This window comes from Dyadobacter sp. Leaf189 (genome assembly GCF_001424405.1).
Lineage (GTDB): Bacteria > Bacteroidota > Bacteroidia > Cytophagales > Spirosomataceae > Dyadobacter.
This window is the reverse complement of record NZ_LMPS01000008.1, coordinates 232537-252287: the sequence shown is the minus strand read 5'-3', so window position 1 is coordinate 252287 and position 19751 is coordinate 232537. Positions and strand designations below refer to the sequence as shown.

General features: G+C 45.5%; 13 protein-coding genes. 5 read left to right on the top strand and 8 right to left on the bottom strand.

Annotated features, from left to right (window positions below; genetic code table 11):
* The first annotated feature begins 21 nt into the window (after nt 1-21).
* Together ASG33_RS24145 and ASG33_RS24140 are read left to right on the top strand one after the other, a co-directional pair.
* The gene (locus ASG33_RS24145; protein WP_056291568.1) at nt 22-237 is read left to right on the top strand and encodes a hypothetical protein; all 216 of its coding nucleotides are present in this window, start codon (nt 22-24) and stop codon (nt 235-237) included.
* Nucleotides 237-647, top strand: coding sequence for a putative toxin-antitoxin system toxin component, PIN family (locus ASG33_RS24140; protein WP_056291566.1), 411 nt, complete (start codon nt 237-239; stop codon nt 645-647). The genes ASG33_RS24145 and ASG33_RS24140 overlap by 1 nt, the downstream gene beginning before the upstream one ends.
* A gap of 73 nt (nt 648-720) precedes the next feature.
* On the opposite strand, the gene metK is transcribed toward ASG33_RS24140, so the two are convergent.
* From metK to ASG33_RS24125, 3 genes are all read right to left on the bottom strand, one after another.
* The gene (gene metK / locus ASG33_RS24135; protein ID WP_056291564.1) at nt 721-2001 is read right to left on the bottom strand and encodes a methionine adenosyltransferase; all 1281 of its coding nucleotides are present in this window, start codon (nt 1999-2001) and stop codon (nt 721-723) included.
* 207 nt (nt 2002-2208) lie between these two features.
* Nucleotides 2209-3087 carry a lipoyl synthase gene (gene lipA, locus ASG33_RS24130; RefSeq protein WP_056291562.1) on the bottom strand — a complete coding sequence of 293 codons (879 nt, stop codon included), beginning with the start codon at nt 3085-3087 and terminating at the stop codon, nt 2209-2211.
* 60 nt (nt 3088-3147) lie between these two features.
* Entirely contained in the window at nt 3148-3921 is a 774-nt protein-coding gene (locus tag ASG33_RS24125; RefSeq protein WP_056291560.1) for a hypothetical protein, read from the bottom strand.
* A gap of 272 nt (nt 3922-4193) precedes the next feature.
* Between ASG33_RS24125 and ASG33_RS24120 the strand changes: the two genes are divergently transcribed.
* Nucleotides 4194-5396: a 3-deoxy-D-manno-octulosonic acid transferase gene (locus ASG33_RS24120; protein WP_056291744.1), complete on the top strand. Its 1203-nt coding sequence runs from the start codon at nt 4194-4196 to the stop codon at nt 5394-5396.
* An 18-nt stretch (nt 5397-5414) separates the two neighbouring features.
* Here the strand turns inward: ASG33_RS24120 and ASG33_RS24115 are convergent, their stop codons facing one another.
* Entirely contained in the window at nt 5415-6638 is a 1224-nt protein-coding gene (locus tag ASG33_RS24115) for an ROK family protein (protein ID WP_056291558.1), read from the bottom strand.
* Between the two features lie 308 nt (nt 6639-6946).
* Here ASG33_RS24115 and rsgA point away from each other — a divergent pair, with 308 nt between their 5' ends.
* Together rsgA and mce are read left to right on the top strand one after the other, a co-directional pair.
* Entirely contained in the window at nt 6947-7882 is a 936-nt protein-coding gene (gene rsgA / locus ASG33_RS24110; protein ID WP_056291556.1) for a ribosome small subunit-dependent GTPase A, read from the top strand.
* A 46-nt stretch (nt 7883-7928) separates the two neighbouring features.
* Nucleotides 7929-8336, top strand: coding sequence for a methylmalonyl-CoA epimerase (gene mce / locus ASG33_RS24105; protein WP_056291554.1), 408 nt, complete (start codon nt 7929-7931; stop codon nt 8334-8336).
* Between the two features lie 321 nt (nt 8337-8657).
* Here the strand turns inward: mce and ASG33_RS24100 are convergent, their stop codons facing one another.
* From ASG33_RS24100 to ASG33_RS24085, 4 genes are all read right to left on the bottom strand, one after another.
* On the bottom strand, nt 8658-11087 hold the full coding sequence (locus ASG33_RS24100) for a BamA/TamA family outer membrane protein (RefSeq protein ID WP_229238842.1): 2430 nt from the start codon (nt 11085-11087) through the stop codon (nt 8658-8660).
* The gene (locus tag ASG33_RS24095) at nt 11077-16014 is read right to left on the bottom strand and encodes a translocation/assembly module TamB domain-containing protein (protein WP_056291741.1); all 4938 of its coding nucleotides are present in this window, start codon (nt 16012-16014) and stop codon (nt 11077-11079) included. The genes ASG33_RS24100 and ASG33_RS24095 overlap by 11 nt, the downstream gene beginning before the upstream one ends.
* A 125-nt stretch (nt 16015-16139) precedes the next feature.
* Nucleotides 16140-16853, bottom strand: coding sequence for a hypothetical protein (locus tag ASG33_RS24090; protein ID WP_056291550.1), 714 nt, complete (start codon nt 16851-16853; stop codon nt 16140-16142).
* A gap of 250 nt (nt 16854-17103) precedes the next feature.
* Complete coding sequence (locus ASG33_RS24085) at nt 17104-19530, bottom strand: outer membrane beta-barrel family protein (RefSeq protein ID WP_229238840.1); 2427 nt, start codon at nt 19528-19530, stop codon at nt 17104-17106.
* Nucleotides 19531-19751: the final 221 nt, after the last annotated feature.

Here is a 19751-nt window from a genome sequence, read left to right as displayed (position 1 = left end):
ACTATTATAAAAGTTAAAGATATGCAGTCATCACTTAAAATGCCGCTTAGCAATTTGCAACAGGAGCTTTTGCAATTGTATGCACATCAGGTCAGCGAAGATGACCTGATGAACATTAAAGAATTAATTGGTAAATATTTTGCGCTCCGCCTTTCCGCAATGGCAGATTCAGCTTGGGAAAGTAACAATTGGAGTCAACACGATATGGAAAATATCTTAAATGATCGGAACCAATAATGAATGTTGTACTCGATACAAATGTTCTACTTGTCTCTTTGCCAAGTCATTCTACTTATCATCCTACATTCAAGGCGTTATTGGACAAAGAATTTCAATTGTTTATTTCGAATGAAATTCTTGCTGAGTATGAAGAGCAGATAGGTAAAAGATTGGGAGTTGATCGGACTGATCTTCATTTAATAGAATTGATTAACCTGGCTGATGTTTATAAAATTGAGTCGTACTTTCTTTGGCAGCTAATTGAAGCAGATAAAGACGATAACAAATTTGTAGATTGTGCAATTAGCTGTAATGCAGATTATCTGGTAACGAATGACGGCCACTTTGGTGTCCTCGCGGATATAGATTTTCCAAAGGTCAATGTTGTAACTGCACAAAGGTTTTTACAGATCCTGTCTAGGAAATAGACCAATATAGCTTATAAACAAAGCAGGCCGACGAATTTCGCCGACCTGCTTTGTTATTTTTTAACTTCACAAATTATATCGAAAACTTCTCTTTGATCTTGTCAACAAAATCAAGCTTTTCCCAGGTGAAAAGTTCAACTTCTACTTGTTTCTCTTCGCCGTTTGCACCTTTGAAATACTTGGTAACAATCTCATTTTTGCGTCCCATGTGGCCGTAAGCCGCAGTTTCTGAGTACATTGGGTTACGCAGTTTCAGGCGCTGCTCGATTGCGTATGGACGTAAGTCGAAGATCTCAGCAATTTTCTCAGCAATTACACCGTCGTGATCAGCTACTTTCGCAGTTCCGTAGGTATTGATATACAAACCGCAAGGTTTTGCAACACCGATCGCGTAAGATACCTGAACAAGTACTTCATCGCAAAGACCGGACGCTACCATGTTTTTAGCAATGTGCCGCGTTGCGTAAGCTGCTGAACGGTCCACTTTGGAAGGATCTTTTCCTGAGAATGCACCACCGCCGTGTGCACCTTTTCCACCGTAAGTATCTACGATGATTTTTCTTCCGGTCAAGCCTGTGTCACCGTGAGGTCCGCCGATTACGAATTTGCCGGTCGGGTTGATGTGATAAGTAATTTCTCCTGTAAACAGTTTCTGCAGCTCAGGAGTCAGCTTGGATTTTACACGCGGTATTACAATGCTGATAATATCCTGCTTGATTTTTGCCAGCATTGCTTCTTCTGAGTCAAAGTCGTCGTGCTGGGTAGAAACCACTATCGTGTCAATGCGCTGAGGCACATTATCGTCGCTATACTCAATTGTTACCTGCGATTTTGCATCCGGACGGAGGTAAGGAATCAGGCTGGACTCGTTATTACGGATAGCCGACATTTCCTGAAGTATCTTGTGTGCAAGGTCGAGCGCAAGCGGCATGTAGTTTTCAGTCTCGCGTGTCGCGTAGCCGAACATCATACCCTGGTCACCCGCACCTTGTGCATTTGCTTTTTCTTCGAAGCTGGAAGAGGATACTGCACGGTCAACACCCTGGTTGATATCTGCGCTCTGATCATGAATGGCAGACAAAATCCCGCAGGAATTGGCTTCAAACATGTACTCGCTCTTGGTATATCCTATTCGCCTGATTACCTCTCTCGTAATTTTCTGAACATCGAGATAGGTGTTGGTTTTAACTTCTCCTGCGAGCACTACCTGTCCGGTTGTTACCAAAGTTTCACAAGCCACTTTGCTATCTGTATCCCAGGCTAAAAAGTTATCAATGAGCGCATCTGATATTTGATCTGCTACCTTGTCTGGGTGTCCTTCAGATACGGACTCCGAGGTGAATAAGTACGGCATAAACTGAATTGATGAAAGTTGATCTGTAGAGACTGCAATGTAGTGTATAGACTAAAAGACAAAATTGACTTTTTTTAAGTCATTAACCAAATAAAACAAACTGAAAAACGAGCGCCTGAATGGGCAGTAACTAAAGCGAAATAAGGAAGCTAAAAAAGAAAAAGCCTGTCTGGATCAATCCAGACAGGCTTTTTCTTTTGGTGGAAATCAGATAGGAACATTTACGTGTCTTTCCGCATGATAACTGGAACGTACAAGTGGTCCTGATTCAACATACTTCAATCCGCGTCTCAAACCTTCCTCTTTGTAGTTTTCAAACATTTCAGGCGTGATCCATTCGATCACCTCGTGGTGCATTTTGGTTGGCTGCAGGTATTGGCCAAGGGTAAGGATATCCAGGCCATTTTCCGCCAGATCGTCCATTGCTTTATATACTTCATCCTGCGTTTCGCCAAGTCCCAGCATAATGCCGGATTTAGTCCGCTGTCCGTATTCCTTTGTTCTTTTAATCTGTTCAAGGCTGCGGGCGTACTTAGCTTGCGGGCGCACTGCGCGGTATAAACGTTCCACAGTTTCCATGTTATGCGACACCACTTCCTGTCCGCCTTCAATCATCCTGATCAATGCGTCCCAGTTGCTTTTTACGTCCGGGATCAAAGTTTCGATCGTTGTTTCAGGCGTGTTCTCTTTCACTTGCCTCACCGTCTGGTACCATATTTCGGCGCCTTTGTCTTTCAGCTCGTCACGGTTAACGGACGTAAGTACTGCGTGTTTTACCTGCATCAGCTTAATCGCCTCTGCCACGCGCCTGGGCTCATCGGTATCGTATTCGCTGGGGCGGCCTGTTGCTACTGCGCAAAAGCTGCAGCTGCGTGTACAAACATTTCCCAGGATCATGAAAGTAGCTGTTCCGGCTCCCCAGCATTCTCCCATATTGGGACAGTTGCCGCTTTCACAAATTGTATGCAGTTTATAGTTATCAACAAGCTGCCTTACTTTCCTGAATTCTGGTCCTGCGGGAAGTTTAACTCTCAACCAATCGGGCCTTTTTTTGCGCTCCGATGGAATAACTGGTAATTCAATCATAAAATCTGTAATCTCTGGCCAGCCGGTTTTGTTGAGCGGTCAGCCAATTTGTAATGGGAACTAGCGTTTTTTGCTTCCGAAATAAAGTGTGAGATAACCCGACGTAAACAGGCTGCGGTTTTCGGCAAATGCCATGATCTGAACTTTTCTGGTGAACGCTTCTGCTACAAAACCAATTTCGAGGCCAGTAACGTTCTCCCTGAATGCACTTAATTCAAAACTCATTGCGGTTTTTATGTGCAAACCGGGTACCACCTTCATTTGACCAAAACCCTGGAAGAAACTTCCTGCACCTACAATACCTGTGCTCTGCGTACTTCCTGCGTGTTTAACAGGATCGAAAGGCTCTGTGATAACACGACCGTCCGAGGACTGGAATTGCACCATATAAGGTTTTTCGAGACCCAGAGAAGGTCCGGCAGCTACAATCGCGCTGATCGAAATCCCTTCGTCATCCTGCCTGCTGAACAGCGATAGCTCCCGTCCGTATTCTGGTCTTACTACGAAAAGATAGTTCTCCTTTCCGAAAACAAGGCGGGCGCCGGTAACAAAATCCTGCGTTGAAAGCTCTTTCGGATGTTTAACATTCACCACTTCCACAGCCAGATATCTGTATTGGTTTTTGCCAAAAAGCTTGGAAGGAAGCGCGGAAGACTGGCGGAAGACAGCCCCGCCAAGGATACCGGAGTTCGTATTCGTGGTGATACCTACCGAAGTGAAAGATTTATAGCTCTCCTCACTGTCCTCATTCTTTGCCGCACGGCGTTGAGCGTATATATCTGTTGATAGTGCAAACAGGATAGATACTGAAAGTAAAAGTTTTACACGCATCATTTCGTAAAATAAGTTCTCCGTGAATAGGTATGTGTCTTCTAAAAAGTGAAAATACAAAATAATCGGGTAAGCAATCTTATGCTAACTCCACTTTAACGGTTTTTTGTACTTTTATGTTCTTTAAACGAAAGAAGAGGGAAAAAAGCCTGCCAGATAGCCTGAAATCTGAGCGTTCCTGGAAACATTTTTTCTCTCTAATCCCCTTTTAATCAGAATCCTTGGGAAATTTTATTTATCAGATTGCCATACAGCTGTTCGCGTCGGTTGTAAAAATGGCTGCATCTTTTAGTCAAAAGATAAAGCTGGGAGTTGAAGGGAGAAATAGCGTGCTGAAAAGGTTGGAAGAGCAGTTTTCAAAGCAGCCGAAAAACAGACCTGCTGCCTGGTTTCATGCAGCCTCTCTGGGTGAATTTGAACAGGGTAGACCGGTTATAGAAGCTTACAGAATTGCCTATCCGAACCACTTTATACTGCTGACATTTTTCTCTCCATCCGGTTACGAAGTACGAAAGAATTATACAGGCGCTGACTATATCGCCTACCTCCCGATCGACACCCGCGCCAATGCGGCTGAGTTTGTCCGAATTGTAAAGCCGAGGATTGCATTCTTTATCAAATACGAATTCTGGCTGAACTACCTGCAGGAGCTCAAACAGCAGCATTGCTACACCATTTCATTTTCAGCCATTTTCCGTCCTCAACAAATCTATTTTAAACCACACGGTTTTCTTCATCGTCAGATGCTCGCTAGTCTGGACTATCTGTTTGTTCAAAATGAGGAGTCTGTCCGGTTGTTGAATGGGATCGGAATTTCGTCTTGCAGTATTGCGGGCGATACCAGGTTCGACCGGGTTCGCGAAATCGCATTGAATGCGCGTGACCTGCCTGAAATAGCCGCATTCAAAAATGGGAAGACCTGTCTGATTGCAGGTTCAGTCTGGGAAGCGGATATGCAGGTTTTGATTCCAGCTCTGAACAAAATCGGGAGCGGCTTGAAGGCAGTTATTGCTCCACACGAGATCAAAAGTGAAGAGATCGAAGCCTGGCGGAAGCAGCTTTCGGGAAAAACGATCCGCTATTCGGAGCTTAAAGCAGGAATGGACACAGCTGCCTTTGATTATCTTATTATTGACAACATCGGAATGCTTTCATCCCTTTACCGATATGGAGAGCTCGCTTTTATAGGCGGATCTTTCGGCGCGGGACTACACAATATCCTGGAAGCGGCGACTTTCGGATTGCCCGTCATTTTTGGGAACAAAAGCTATCAGCGCTTTCAGGAAGCAGCAGATCTTGTCAGGCTTGGTGGTGCATTTGCAGTAACCAACAGTACAGATACCGGGCTGCTGCTAACCAAAATGCTGCAAGATGACGCTTACAGGTCTCAGGCGGGAAGTATTTCCAGGGATTACGTAGCTAGCGGCACTGGTGCTACGTCGATTATAATGGATCAGGTAAAAGAAATAATGGGCTGACCAGCGCCAGCCCTTCTATCACGGAAATTCTTTTACAATCAAATGTTCGAACAAATGCGCCTGGGTTCCCAGCAAGCGGGCCTTTGCGCCTAGTTTGGAGATATGGATCGACAGCGAGTTCTTGAAGTCAGATAGACAGTATTTGTTGATCGCCTGTTCTATCGGGTTCGAAATGAAAGGTCCTGCCTCAGCTAGCAAGCCGCCGACAATAATTACTTCGGGATTAAAAAGGTGTACAGCCGTCGCCAGACCTTTGCCAAGTTCTATGCCTACATTGCTGAGCAGGTCAATGGAAAACTCGTCTCCGGCGTGCACTGCTTCTATAATATGAGAAGTTTCAAGCCGGCTCAGATCACCATTCACAATTTGCGTAAGGATCGTTGCCCGGCCTGACGCGATACCTTCTTTTGCGCGACGTATCAGCGCGATCGCGGAGGTAATCGTATCCAGGCAACCTACTTTCCCGCAGTGACACAGCATTCCGTCAGGCTTCACCTGAATGTGGCCCAATTCACCGGCAAACCCGGACGCTCCATTGAATACTTCTCCATTGATGATAATGCCCAATCCGACACCCCAGTCAATGTTGATTGTAAGTACCTGCGATTTTTGAGCTGCCAGCCCGAAACGGTGCTCTCCGATGGTAGTCGCTTTTGTATCGTTGAAAAGACAGATCGGTACTTTAAAATGCTTCTTCAATCGCACGATCAGCGGTTCCCCGGGTGCAGTCAGGTTCGGGTATGTCAAATTGATACCCTGCGATGAATTGATCAGTCCGGGCATGGACACGCCTATTCCCCAGAGCTTGCTGATATTGATATTATTGGAGTTTAAAAACTCGTCGGTTTGTTCGAAAAGTTGTTCCAGAAAGGTCGTGGAATCGTCAAGACGGATATCAACTTTCTTCTTGACAACGAGCTGATTATGCAGATCAAATACAACCAGCTGGGTGTCGTGCCGGTTGATATCCATGATCAGGGTAAGGTACTTTTTTGCATTCAGACCGTAGAGTACCGGCGGGCGGCCAGCGCGTGCGGGTCCGGTACCTGTTTCAGTAATCCAGCCTTCCCTGATCAGGTCGTTGACTATTCCGGTTGCCGATGGAATACTGGCGTGGAAAAGCCGCGCCATCTTGTTAATTGAAGTATCGCCATTTTGATATAAATGAAGCAGCAGATTGCTTTTAATGCGATTTTTTCGAATATCAATGACCGAATTCGGTTCTTCGGCAACTAAGTCCATCAAGGTAAAGCTCTTTTGTAGGTGTATTATTAATATTCTTTATGATAAATGCGAACTAATGTAGGAAAAAAGCTGCGCATGATCGATTTTTTTAAAAAATATTATTTAATAAAATTCGTTGCGGGTAACCGATGGAGACTTATGGGTGATGTTTACCCTAGTAGTTAGGTATGGTATTTTGCCAAATAAAACCATTTAAAACTAAAAACTACTGGAATAGCGATCCGCATTTATTTAAAGTGGCATTAATTTTCATGTGGTTTGGAAAACTGCTGTTTATTTTCTGTACTTAGTCGAAAAAACATAGAATGAGCTTGATCAAAGGCTTGGTATTAAGGTCAACCGGATCCTGGTATGAAGTGCGCGACAGCCGCGACGGACATATCTGGCAATGCAGGTTGAAGGGCAAATTCAAAGCGTTGGGATTGAAGGTTACCAACCCAATAGCGGTAGGCGATTACGTCAATTTTGAGGAGGAAGATGAGGGAGAGAATTTCGGCATTATTCACGAAATACTGCCCAGGGAGAATTATGTGATACGTAAATCAGTCCACAAAACGGCCCACGCACATTTAATTGCAGCCAATGTGGATCAGGCAATTCTGATCGCCACACTGGTGTTCCCAAGAACATCCCTCGGCTTTATTGACCGTTTTCTGGTGGCTATCGAATCGTTCAGGATACCTGGTGTACTTATTTTTAACAAGCAGGATTTGCTGAACGACGAAATGAAAGAGTTTCAATCGGAGCTGATGGAGCTTTACAGCAGCCTCGGTTACCGTTGTCTGGCAACGACTGCATTGAGCGAGCAGGGGCTGGATAATTTCGCTGCATTGCTAAGCGGCAAGGTTTCGCTGCTTTCCGGCCACTCTGGTGTGGGTAAGTCCACGCTTGTGAATGCGATTGCGCCTGATCTTTCCATTAAAACACAGGAAGTTTCCACGTTTGCCAACAAGGGGGTACATACGACCACATTCGCCGAAATGTTTGAGCTGGAACCCGGCACTTTCATTATCGATTCGCCGGGTATCAAAGAGCTGGGCCTGGCCGATATGGAAGCTTCGGAAATCAGTCATTATTTTCCTGAAATGCGCGAGCTCTTAAACAAGTGCCGGTTTAATAATTGTCAGCATATTAATGAGCCGGGCTGTGCTGTGAAAGATGCAGTTTCGGAGGGTGACATTGCATTCAGCAGGTATGAGAGTTACCTGAGCATGGTGGGTGGGCAGGATAACAGGAAGTGAGATTAGAGTTTATGAGTTTAGAGTTTATGAGTTTGTAGTTTTCGCTATGATAAATGTGGAGCATATTGGGATTGCGGTGAAGGAGCTGGCGGCTGCTGAGAAGCTTTTTTCTGCGCTTTTCAATGTGCAGCCCTACAAACAGGAAATCGTAGAATCTGAAAGCGTCGCTACTTCGTTTTTCAAAATCAACCAAACGAAAATCGAGTTGCTGGAAGCAACAAAGGAGGATAGCGTAATCGCCAGGTTTATAGAAAAAAAAGGCGAGGGTTTTCACCACGTCGCCTTTGAAGTAGCAGATATATATGCCGAAATGGAGCGGCTTCAAAAAGAAGGTTTCACCCTCCTGAACCCCGAACCCAAACCCGGCGCCGACAACAAGCTCGTCTGCTTTCTCCATCCGAAAAGTACCAATGGGATTTTAATTGAGTTATGTCAGGAGATTGCCGACTCTTAATTCACACCTTATGGACCAGTCTACCCCAAAAGATCTGAGTAAAAACCTGTGGCAGTTTATAATTGTAGGAAGTTTCCTGTTTTCGATATCTTGTGTTTTGGTCGAAAACAATGTCCCGTCTGAAAGACTTCCGTTCCGATATTATATGCTTGCCGCTGCATTATCTCTTACAGCGGAAGCAATAATTTACTTTACAATCAGGAATTGGTCTGGGCGCAGTAAAACGCGCGTTATCTGGTTAATAGCGTTTGTCTGGCTGGCAGTCTGTTTATTTTACGGCAGGGCATGAGATCATCATTTTCGCGATAGAGTAATTCAGACTCAAAACGGTAACCCCACCGCAATATTCAGAATCAAATTCTCGCGCCGCCATGCCTTGCTCCGGAAATTAACCTCATTGAACACCCAGGGGTTCTTGTTTCTTGTAGGATCGTCGGGGTTGTCAGGATCAGCTAGACCTTTGTACCAGGGCTTCCGGAAAGGCGTGGCAAGATCGAGGCGGAAAACCAGGAATGAAAAGTCCAGCCGCAGGCCGATGCCGCCGCCAACTGCCAATTCTCTGAGAAAATCCTTTTTTATTATTCCCCGCGAATCAAATCCGGCCCGTAATGAGTCACCAAAAGCCCAGATGTTTCCTGCATCAACAAATGCCGCTATGTTAATCAGATTAGTTAGTTTAAAGCGAAGTTCGCTGTTGAACTCCATTCGGATATCCGCAAAAGACTGGTACCCATATAAACTTATTTGTTGCGTATCAGGAGGGTAAGATCCAGGCCCAAGTGACCTTGCCCGGAATGCCCTGATACCCGTACTTCCCCCTCCAAAATACTGCTTGAATTGAGGAGTTTGCATTGTCCTGGAATTCCCATACGGGCGAATAGCTCCCAGCAAAAGCCTGTTTGCCCATTTAATACCCGGGGTTATAGTTCTGTAATATCTTACATCACCATCCAATTTGATATACTGAAATACGGGAACTCCCAAGAACTCTTTCGGCAAAGTATCGCCGACAGGCCTTTTTGCGAAGAGACTCAGCAAGTTGCCACCGTAGTCAATTCCTCCTGTAAGCGCAAACTGGTTTCGACTGAATGGTTTGGGAGTTGGCCGGTATGAAATGGAGTAGTTGGAACCTGCGATCAGGTATTTCTGGCTGAGAATTTCAAGGTACCTTTTAACATCAAGCGGATTAGTATTTGGATCAAATACAATTGCGTCCAGAGTCTCTCCATTTACATTTCTTGGTTCTACAAAGTTGATGGAGATTGGCGTAAGTGTATGCTCCACTTCCTGGTTTTTTCTCCAAACATAAGACCAGTCACCACGAATGGATGTAGTAGTGTAAAAATTACGCTGCACCCTGTTTTCATAAGTAAGCGAAAGAATTGTTTTCGGTAGCGCCTGGCTTTTTTCCGGCCTGATCCTTACAAAGGGCACGACAAATCTGGGGAAAGACAAATCGGCACGTGCTCCGTACCTGATATATTCCCTTCCCAGCTGATTCGAATTATCGCGCTGTCCGCCACCGAGCTGTACGTCAAATCCAAAGTAGGGACTGATTGACAGCATTTCAGCGCCTTTAAAGGTATTCCTGTTGCGCCAAGTTACATCCAGCTGCGATCCTCCTAAGTTATTGGACTTGGTACTTGCAGCAATTGTAGTTTGTAGGGCTTTTTTCTTTAATGGAGCCAAGTCGTAATAGACATCCAACAATGCAGAATCCGAACGCGGTACCAGCTCAAACCGGTTACGTACGAACTTGAAGTTTTGTAGATTGACAAGTCGCTGCAATGAAACATCATGCATTTTGTTGTTATACATGCTACCACGACGAAATCCGATAGCATCATAGAAAATGCGTCTCTTATATAGCTTGCCCGGATCCGTGATGTTCAATCCCCGGCGTATTGGCTGGTTTGTTACTGTGTCCGCAGACTTATTTTCATCCGTTCCTGTGTTGACATAAATACGGTTGATAAAATACTGCTTCAATGAGGTTTGAGCAGTTGTGTTTTTTACTTCCAAAAACAAATTAACCTGCTGCGGCGCCAATGTAGAGTCGGCTCTCCCGATGGTAGAGTCGACTTTGATGATCAGGTAATCAGGATTGAAGAGATAATATCCCTTTCCTTTAAGCTCGTTGTCAATGCGTGTCCTTTCAGACGAAATCACATCCAGCCTGACAGGATCACCTTTTTTCAGGTAAGTATCTTTTTTAGCAAGAACCAGGTCCCTATTGAACAGGGAGCTGTCGGATACAACGTAACTTATCTCATTGATTAGATATCGCGGCATGACATACACATCAAATTCCATGGTTGCGGTTCTCCGCTTTGCCTTCTTACTCTGTACAAGCTTACCCTCAGCCGAAGACCGGTAGTAGCCTTCATTGTCAAGAAAAGAAACCATATTATCTGCATTGATATCCGCTACGCGTTGTGTTGCAAAACGCGGAGGTTCTCCAAGTTTATTACGGAACCAGCTTTTTAATCCACCCTCATCTTTTGGCTCTCCGATCCAATAGTAAAACCAAACCTTCCAGGGAAAACCAAATAACGTTTTATTAGGTGGCGGTTTGATAATGCCTTCAAGCTGACTGGCAACGCCTGAGATATTGGGACGAGAAATACTATCGGGCCGTGCGACGACTTTACTGCCCACGTAAAGACTTTGCCCCTCCGGAACATATTTGTTGACAGAACAACCTGTCAGCAATGCACATAAAATCAATAACCCAAATAAACTATTCTTCATTTCGCTGCCTTTGAAAAATTTCACGGAAAAGATCATAATCCGCAGTAATAATAAAACTCACGCCCGTTTCGACGATAAAACCTTCCAGAATGGACTGGTATTGATTCTTACGGTAACCACGGAACAGGTACCTTCCGTCTTTGGTCAGCGAGTAGTCGAGGGCAATGTTGTCAAAAACCTCCGTGGAGCTTGCAGAGTTATTCTGGCTCTCTAATTCAAAGTTTTTACCTACTGAAACCTTCAATCGGTTATTCAAAAACGCTTTGCTTAATCCGAGATTTAAATCCGTACGTGCCCCCGAAATCTGATCGGCAGTAGAGTTTAAGCCAATATCCAAATCCACGCCTTTGATCAAATCCGAAGCCAGGTTGTTCAGCTGATCGCTCAGGAGCTGGCTTACGCTTTGGCGCGCTACTGCTTCTGCGCTTGAACCAAGGTTGAATCCAGGCGACGATTGGTCTGTGATGAATTTGTTGGTGATCAACAGGGCAAATGCCTGTTTGTTCATTTCCGACGGGTTGTTTTGCATATCCGACCAGAATCTCTGATTTGAAATATCGCTTCTGATCTGTTCGTCGATCTGCGCCTTGGGCAGATTGATATTGAAGGTAATGTTCGGTGTAGTAAGGTTACCGGTAATGATGATCTGTACTTCAACAGGTATCTTGCTTGCACCTTGGAATTTGGAAGAAATAGATCCTGGATCAACCATGACCGGGTAAGCGGCAATGATATTCAGATCGGCCTTCATCGGATCGCCGGTCCAGAGCAGCGTACTTTCTTTCTTGATTTCAAACTGTCTTTTCAGGATCTGCAAGGTAAGGTCATAGGAACCTTCTGTTAAATCATAAGAACCGAGCAGAAAGAGTTGTCCGTTTGGCGCGATACCTGTGTTCAGTTGCGCATTTCCTTTAAGCCTGATATTATCCCCATTCAGTTCATCAATCACCACTTTAAATTCGGACTTGTCGTCTACAGCCACGTCGAGCGAAATCTGCGAAGCAAAATCGACTATGATCTGCTGCGTCTTTTCTGTCGAATCTGCCTGCGCTACCTGCGTCGAATCGCTCATATCCACGAACTCGATCACACCTTTTGTAGCGTCGCCAGCTTCTGTGGCGTCGTTTGGTAATACTACTGTGATATTGCTTCCCGGATCAACTTTCACGCTTCCGTCAATCACCGATTTGCTGCCCACACCTTTTACAGTCAGGTTTGCATCAATATTCGCTTTCCCGAAAAAGAGCTCGTTTTGTTTTTGGGTTGAATTCAGCACATTGAAATTCTTACCGGAAATGGAAAGATCATAACCCACATTCGGAATGTTGGCAATGTTCACATTACCGTTGATCTTCATTTGCTGGTTCAGCGAATCGGCAATGGTGAAGTTGTTGAAATTGATCGTTTGTCCATTGAAATTGATCTTTTGGTTGCCCAGTGAGTACCGTGAACCCAGCTGCGTTGCATTGAATGCGACATTATCAAAGTTCAGTGCGCCATTCAGTTTAGGACTGCTGGTTGAGCCGGTAATTGCAATATCTCCCGTCAGATTACCCTCGGCCCGCTGCAATTCACCGAAGCTAAATGCTTCAATCGTTTTTGCGCTCAGCTTTTTAAGGTCCATTTTGAAATCCATGGGTGTTTCGGATTTCAGATTATAGCTCCCGTCTACGCTGATATCGTTCTGCGCACTCACCAGCGACATAGCTACACGGATCAGGTTTTCCGTCTCGTTGGTTGATTTCAAAGAAAGGTTTCCAACAGGGATCGTGGTTACGGCGAGGCTGTCAATGGTAAGCTCGCCGGTATACACAGGCGCAACCATATAATTGCTCAGCAATACTTTTCCGTTCAATATCCCTGTTGCCATCGTGGAGTCGCGGGTAGCGATCTCGATCAGGTTGCCAATGGAGATATTTGCCATTTCTACATTCAACGGACTGTTTGGTACCAGCCCGGTAGAGTTGATTGTCAGCGATTGCTCACCGTTTTTGATTACAAAATCTTTGACATACAAACTGTCTGTCGCATACTGAATGTAGCCCGCAGTATCAGTTTCCCATTCGCTGTAATTCAGGAGCAGGTTTTCGCGCAGATTGAGACGGTAACGGGTATCAGCAACAGCAAGATCACCTTTCACCGAATGCCGCTCCGTATTGACCGAGTCTCTTACAACAAAATCGAACTTAACATTATTGTCAACAATCTTGCTTTGCAATGAAGTATTCTGGATCCTGAAACTGCCTGTATTTACCGAACCGACATTTGCATTCAATGCGGCATTCTCTTCAACACTGCTCAGGTCCACCGAAACGCGCTCCACCCGTATGCTGTCGTAATCCACCATTGGAATACTCAGCCGCGCTACGATCGACGAATCTTTCTGGTTGTCCATTTTCGCATTAAACTGGACTTCATTCATTTCTCGCAGCTGCGGAACGAACATTTGCAGAACAGGGTGGTTGGTAACGGTCGCTGCTAATGTAAAGTTGACCGGTTTGGTTACCTCCGTATAAGTCAGACTTGGTGCTTTAAAGTGCTTTCCAACCTCTGTCAGCAACGCGTCGCTAAGTTCGGTATAGGAATAATCTCCTTCCATTTTCACTTTCAAAAATGGTGAGTCGATATTCGCCTGCTTCTGCCCGCTTGAATCGGTCAGCGCCATATTAATATCCGACACGCCAATCGGGCGGCGGTGGTGGGTTAGTACCAGGTTATTAATATTGACAGTTCCAATGGGGTTTTCGGGATTGGTCGAAGGCATATCTACCTTAATGTTCCCTTTCACCTGCAAAGAATCCGAATACAGATTCAAGGCAGTCAAGTCCAGGTTATCAATGGCAACATCCGCTTTAACAGTAGGGTACTCTTTGGAAAGATCCGCCTGCGCAGTGAGGTTTACATTGATGTTACGGTCCTGCATATCAGCAGTGATATTGGCGAGACCATGATCAATATCCCCTTTCAACTGCAGATTCTGATATACATATCCTTTAATATCTGCGCTTGCAATGGTACCATCGAGCCGCGCCTTCATGGTGTTAGGAGCATATCCGGTACCTTCCAGGTCAGTGCGGAGCGTCAGCTTGCCCATTTCCTGCGGCGGCTGTTTCATTAATTTACCCAAATCGAAATCCTGGAATGCCAATGTTCCGTTATACTGGGCTTTGAGGCTATCGGTAATGTTTTTGAGATTTCCGGAAAAAGTACCTGTGCCAAATGAAGTATTGATGGTAGTAGTCATCGTCAGGTTCTCCATCGAACCTTTCACTTTTCCGGAGATCTTGATGTTTTCAGGCAGCTCGATAGAAGCAGGTATCGCGCTGTCCGGCAGCATTTTCATAAGATCCTGCTTGCTGGAAGAAATTTCATTGATGTTCAGGTCCATTGCCAGCTTTTCTGCCTCCGGCAATCCTTGTACGCGGCCATTTACATTCAATACTGTTCCATTGAGCATCCGGAAATCCGCCTTCGAAATCAGCATATCATTCACAGATCCGGTAATGTTGGCCGACCCTTGCACTACGCCATTTGGCTCTTTGTCAAATGGAGGTGTTTTTGCCAGGTCGGGCATCAGCAGGAGCACGTCCGAGAAGGATACCCGGCTGTTCGTCAGTCTTAGTTTGAGTTTTACCTTCGCTATGTCTTTGGTGAGCTGGTCCATGTTCGCATAGCGCAGGCTCAGCTCGTCGCGCAAAATCGTATTCGGGGTTCTTACGAGCAGGTTCCGCAGGTACGTTTCCTGTTCTCCGTAGGCAAAATTGGTGTGGAATTCCTGCAACTTAAATCCGCTTTTCTCATTGAATGAGCCCGATTTTAATGCGCCTGAAATCACTTCTGGAGAGAACACGAAATCCTGCAGATCAATGTTCAGGTCTTTTACATTCAAATGCGCGAAATCAAGTCCCTTCGGCTGTGCCGCCGTATTGTTATCGTCGTAGCGGATATCGTTATTCACCAGTCTGATCTGGCCAACTTTTACATTCCATCCCGGCGTTTCAACAGCAGTTGTATCTGCATCTTTCTTCTCAGGAGTTTTAGCCTTTTTAGCAAACTCCGCGAAAAGCGACATATTTTCCAGGTTCAGGTTTTTCACATCCACCTGCTGGCTCTCCATGAAAAGCTTATTAATATGTCCCTGCAGTTTTCCCACAGATACTCCGTTTTTCAATCCCGAAACTTCATCGTCAAGCTGGAATTTGAACTGGCTGAGCAGGATATCTCCTAGTTTTAGATCCAACGTATCTCCCGGTTCAGTTTCAGGTGGCGGGCCGGCTGCAGCCGTTTTAAGCGGGGCGTACATTCGGAGTTTCGCCTGGCTGTTCAGCAAAGCCACCATAGTAGGGTGGTACTGTGATTTTGTAGGGTTGAACTTATCAAACTCAACATGAGCCGAGTCGATTACCGCAATCGCGTCCATTCCCGTCACCGCATCCCGGTATGACAGACGCACTTGTTTCAGTGAAATCTGGTCAAGCCGCATTTCCAGCGGAGCAGCGGTAGTATCCTCTACAGTAGTTGTGTCGGTGCTTGCAAATGCGTCTACGATAAACTGGAAGTTGAAAGTAGTATCCGGCAATACGCGATTGATATTTGCATTGATACCTTCCAGTTCCACCTTGTTGATCCCGATATTACCTTTAATCAGGCTGAACATGTCCAGGTCCACATACAGCCTTTTACCCGCAGCAAGGGTATCTCCGTGTGTATCTTCAATGTAAACGCCTTCCAGCAGGATCCAGTCGGGGATATCGAAGCGGACTTTCTCGATATTGACTTTCGTTTTCAGCTTTTTACGTAAAAATGAATTCGCCTGGGATGTAAGAACATTCTGGCCGTAAGGTGTTGTAATCCCCCAGATCAGCACACCCACCAGAATAAGTATTGTTAAGATTACGATTGCCAGTACCTTTAATGCTTTCTTCATCCCTTGCTTTTGATCCGGCCCGTATTTCAAGGCTGGTGATTTAAATTGCGTCCCGTTTTTATAAAAAAGCTGGACAGCCAAAGTCCTGTTCGGCTATCCAGTTCATTTTCGATTTATCCTGACAATTACCTTTTAAAAAGATCTGCGCTAACAGGCTGGTTGACTGTTAATGCAGACTTGATAGTAACAGGTTTTTTGTCAGCTGTGTTGATCTCGACCAGCTTGGAAGGAAATGAAATACCGTAAGCCGATTTTGTATAATCCGACATATCGGTCGTAGTTTCCACTCCGCCGCTCGTTTCTTTCTGGCGAACCAGCAAGCCTGTTTTTGCATCGAAATACAGGTTATACTTGACACCTTTTCCCTGCAGTTCTACCTGGTTAACCTGTACACCATTCAATGTTTCGGTACCCACCGTGGTAGCAATCAGGCCTCTGTTTTTGTAGTCGATAAATGGCGCGAGCATATCGTACATTTCAAGTCGCATGTTCTGCTGCTCGGCCTGGCTCAGGTCTTTCACATCCATCCGTTGCCCCAGTGGAACTTTGATCCAGCCCTGGTCACCTTTTACCGTATACACAAAACTGCGTTTCATGATGGTTTTGGATTTGTAGATAGATTGTTCCGGCAACGAAACCGTAATGTTTGCGTCATAAGGCGCAGCAGCGGCGGCACTGTAATTCCGTTTCAGACTGTAAGATTTCACACCATCCCAAAGTGCCTTACCTCCCGTTGCTTTATAGAAATTATTGAAAATGGAATCGGCAGGTAGTTTTTGAGCAAAGGAAGCAGTATTGATCAGCATCAATGCGATCAGAATTCTCCAAGTGTTTTTCATTTGTATCATCTTATTGTTTGTTTAAAATGTGTTTGGGAATGCACTTTTTCGATCATCGCCCAATTTCAACATTTTAGATCAGTTAGGACGCGCTAGGTTTAATCTTAGCCTATACGCCTGCTGTTTTGCGGGAGTTGCAAAAACCATTCCATATCGTCGGGTTAGCTGGAATATCCATGATAATATGGGTAAAACAAAAAAGGAAGAGCTTGAAGGCCCTTCCCGATTGTGTTTCGTGGTGACATTTTCCTTATGCGTCGTCCCCGCTTGCGGAGATCTTACCGAACCTATATTGGAATGTAAGGTTTACCTGGCGGTTTGTCTGCTGCCATAAAGAGCTCTGAGAGTACGTTTCTGTCATCAGCTGACTTTTATATGCTCTTGACAAAAATATATCCTGCACATTAAACGAGATTGTGGCCTTTTTTTCCAGAAGATCCTTCCGGATACCCATATTGGCGATAAAAACACCTTCACGCGTACCCTGCGCAATTGCTCGCGGACCTTCGTAATTCACATAAGCCGAAGCGCGGAAGTCGGCAGGAAGTGTGATAAATGCATTCAGGTTACCCGAATAGCTCCACGTGCGGTTATCGATCTGTGCGACTTGCGAAACAACTTCACTTCTGAAAACCCTGCCGCTTCCATTGATTTTCAATATGTCACCGATCTTCTTCGAGAAATCTGTTTCAAAGCCGTACGAAAGCTCGCGGCCCACGTTGTCGTATCTTGTCAAAGAGATACCCGACTCGTCGAGCGTGCGGATACGTGTGATCGCATTGTTGCTGTAATCCATGAAAAGAGACGGGCCGAAGCCGCCTGCCTCTTCGTAGTTCGAGTAGCCCATTTCTGCCTTGTGGGTAAACTCTGGCCGGAGGTTAGGGTTACCCGATTGAATGTTCCGTGGATCGGATAAATCGGTAAATGGATTGAGCCAGTCAGCCTCCGGGCGCTGCACGCGGCGGCTGTAATTCAGTTTCAGCTGCGAAGCGTCGCTCAGCTTGCGGGTAAGCGCCAGGGAAGGTACCAGCGTAAGGAAATGCACGTCGAACTTCCGGGCGGCACTGATCTGGTTAATTTCCTGGTTGTAATCTGTCACCCTCAAACCAACCCGCATTCCCCAGTCGTCTGTTTTTTGTGAAAACGTCATGAAACCCGTGTAAGTAGCGTCTTTATATCCGAAAATGTTACTGATGTTTTCATCAAAAACATACGCGCCGGTTTCGAGATTTTTATTGTAAAACGAATTGGTATTGTCGTTTGAGCTCATTCTCGTCCTGAAACCCGTTTCAATGGTCGCTTTTGATGTAATAGGCCAGGTGTAATCCGCATTGACAAAAAGTGAATTCCGGTTATTGTTGCGCAGGTTCTGCTGGTTGCGCATCAGACTGTCAATCTCGCTTTCCTGCACATAATACGATTCACCGTCCGACTCACCGAGCGAGTAGCTGGTAGTGAAGTTGAACTGGTGGTCTTTTTTATCAAACTTCTTGCGGTAATCCACATTGAAGTTCATGTTATTTCCATTTCCCTTGCTGTTGTTCAGCCTGCGGAAAGTTTCAACCACAGCGCCGGAAGTGTTGCTTGTTTCATTGAGCAGGTTGCTGTTGTTGCGGTTGTTGTTTTGTGAATAATTCATTCCGACTTCAAGCGAATTCTTTTCGTTGAAATCATAATTCATCCCGATCCTGCCGAATGCGTTGTTTCCTTTATTGGCGCCGGTACCGCTTTGTTCGAGGTGAGAGCTTGCTTCGGAAAGGAAATTGTCGCGGCTCAGCGTTCTCTTCCATGTCATTCCGCGGCTTTGTCCGCTGAGCGACGCATTAAGCCCGAACTTACCAGCGCGGTAGCTGAGATTACCGGAAACGTTATGGTTGTTTTTATTTCCAAGACCAAGGCGCAACCCGCCATTTGTTCCGCGGATCTTCGTCTTTTTGGTTATAATATCAATAACACCCGACGCGCCTTCGCCTTCATACTTGGCCGACGGCGTGGTCATTACATCTATTCTTTCGATCAGGTTGGCAGGGAAAGATTGAAGAATGGTAGGAAGGTCGCTGCCGTAGAGATTGGAAGGTTTTCCATCGATCAATACCACTACATTGCCTTTTCCCCTAACCTGCGGATTACCGTTTTCATCCAGCGAAACGGCGGGTACCTTTTCGAGCAGGTCACTTACATTGTTGCTGGTAGCCAGCATATCTTTTCCGATGTTGACGATCTTTTTGTCGATATCGTCCACGATCATGCTTTTTTCACCTCTCACAACTACCTCTGCAAGCTTTTGCGCTTCCGGGATCAGGGTAATAGAACCAAGATCGATCAGATTGGCTTCGGGAGAAACGCGGATATTGGGGACAAACAAAGTTTGGTAGCCCATGTTGGTAATGCGGAGCAAATAGCTGCCCGCAGCTACATTCGCCATGGTGAATGCGCCATTCTCGTCCGTTACCACACCGTCGGTAATGGACGAGTCGCGTGCGGCGAGCAGTGCCACGGTGGCAAAACTCACGGCGGTATTGGCCGGAGATTCTACTACTTTTCCTACCAGCTTTCCACCCTCAGCCGCCGGTGACGTTACCGTAAATGTTTCCGTAAAAATTGGGGAATGGTTTGCAAGAAGGCTGACCGGAGAAGCTAGAAAGGTAATGAGGCACAGAAAAGTAGATTTTGTCACGGGGATAGGATTTTGATTTTTACCAGGAATTAAATTGCCGGAAGGCGAACGAAGGTAGTGTGGGAGTAGCCAAAAAGAACCGGATCTGAACCGGGAACTGCAAAGTTACCTGAATATTGCTAACGCGCGTTTCTCAGAAACAATTACATAAAATTATTAAAAAATTAAGATTAGGAAACATTGATAAACAATCCGGCGCTGTAAGTTCAGGAAGATTGCGA

Bases quoted from the DNA above. Each gene is read 5' to 3' on its own strand.
- ASG33_RS24100 (WP_229238842.1), bottom strand. From the start codon at position 11,087: ATGAAGAATAGTTTATTTGGGTTATTGATTTTATGTGCATTGCTGACA.
- lipA (WP_056291562.1), bottom strand. From the start codon at position 3,087: ATGATTGAATTACCAGTTATTCCATCGGAGCGCAAAAAAAGGCCCGAT.
- ASG33_RS24140 (WP_056291566.1), top strand. From the start codon at position 237: ATGAATGTTGTACTCGATACAAATGTTCTACTTGTCTCTTTGCCAAGT.
- mce (WP_056291554.1), top strand. From the start codon at position 7,929: ATGATAAATGTGGAGCATATTGGGATTGCGGTGAAGGAGCTGGCGGCT.
- ASG33_RS24090 (WP_056291550.1), bottom strand. From the start codon at position 16,853: ATGAAAAACACTTGGAGAATTCTGATCGCATTGATGCTGATCAATACT.
- ASG33_RS24145 (WP_056291568.1), top strand. From the start codon at position 22: ATGCAGTCATCACTTAAAATGCCGCTTAGCAATTTGCAACAGGAGCTT.
- rsgA (WP_056291556.1), top strand. From the start codon at position 6,947: ATGAGCTTGATCAAAGGCTTGGTATTAAGGTCAACCGGATCCTGGTAT.
- ASG33_RS24115 (WP_056291558.1), bottom strand. From the start codon at position 6,638: ATGGACTTAGTTGCCGAAGAACCGAATTCGGTCATTGATATTCGAAAA.
- ASG33_RS24095 (WP_056291741.1), bottom strand. From the start codon at position 16,014: ATGAAGAAAGCATTAAAGGTACTGGCAATCGTAATCTTAACAATACTT.
- metK (WP_056291564.1), bottom strand. From the start codon at position 2,001: ATGCCGTACTTATTCACCTCGGAGTCCGTATCTGAAGGACACCCAGAC.
- ASG33_RS24120 (WP_056291744.1), top strand. From the start codon at position 4,194: ATGGCTGCATCTTTTAGTCAAAAGATAAAGCTGGGAGTTGAAGGGAGA.
- ASG33_RS24125 (WP_056291560.1), bottom strand. From the start codon at position 3,921: ATGATGCGTGTAAAACTTTTACTTTCAGTATCTATCCTGTTTGCACTA.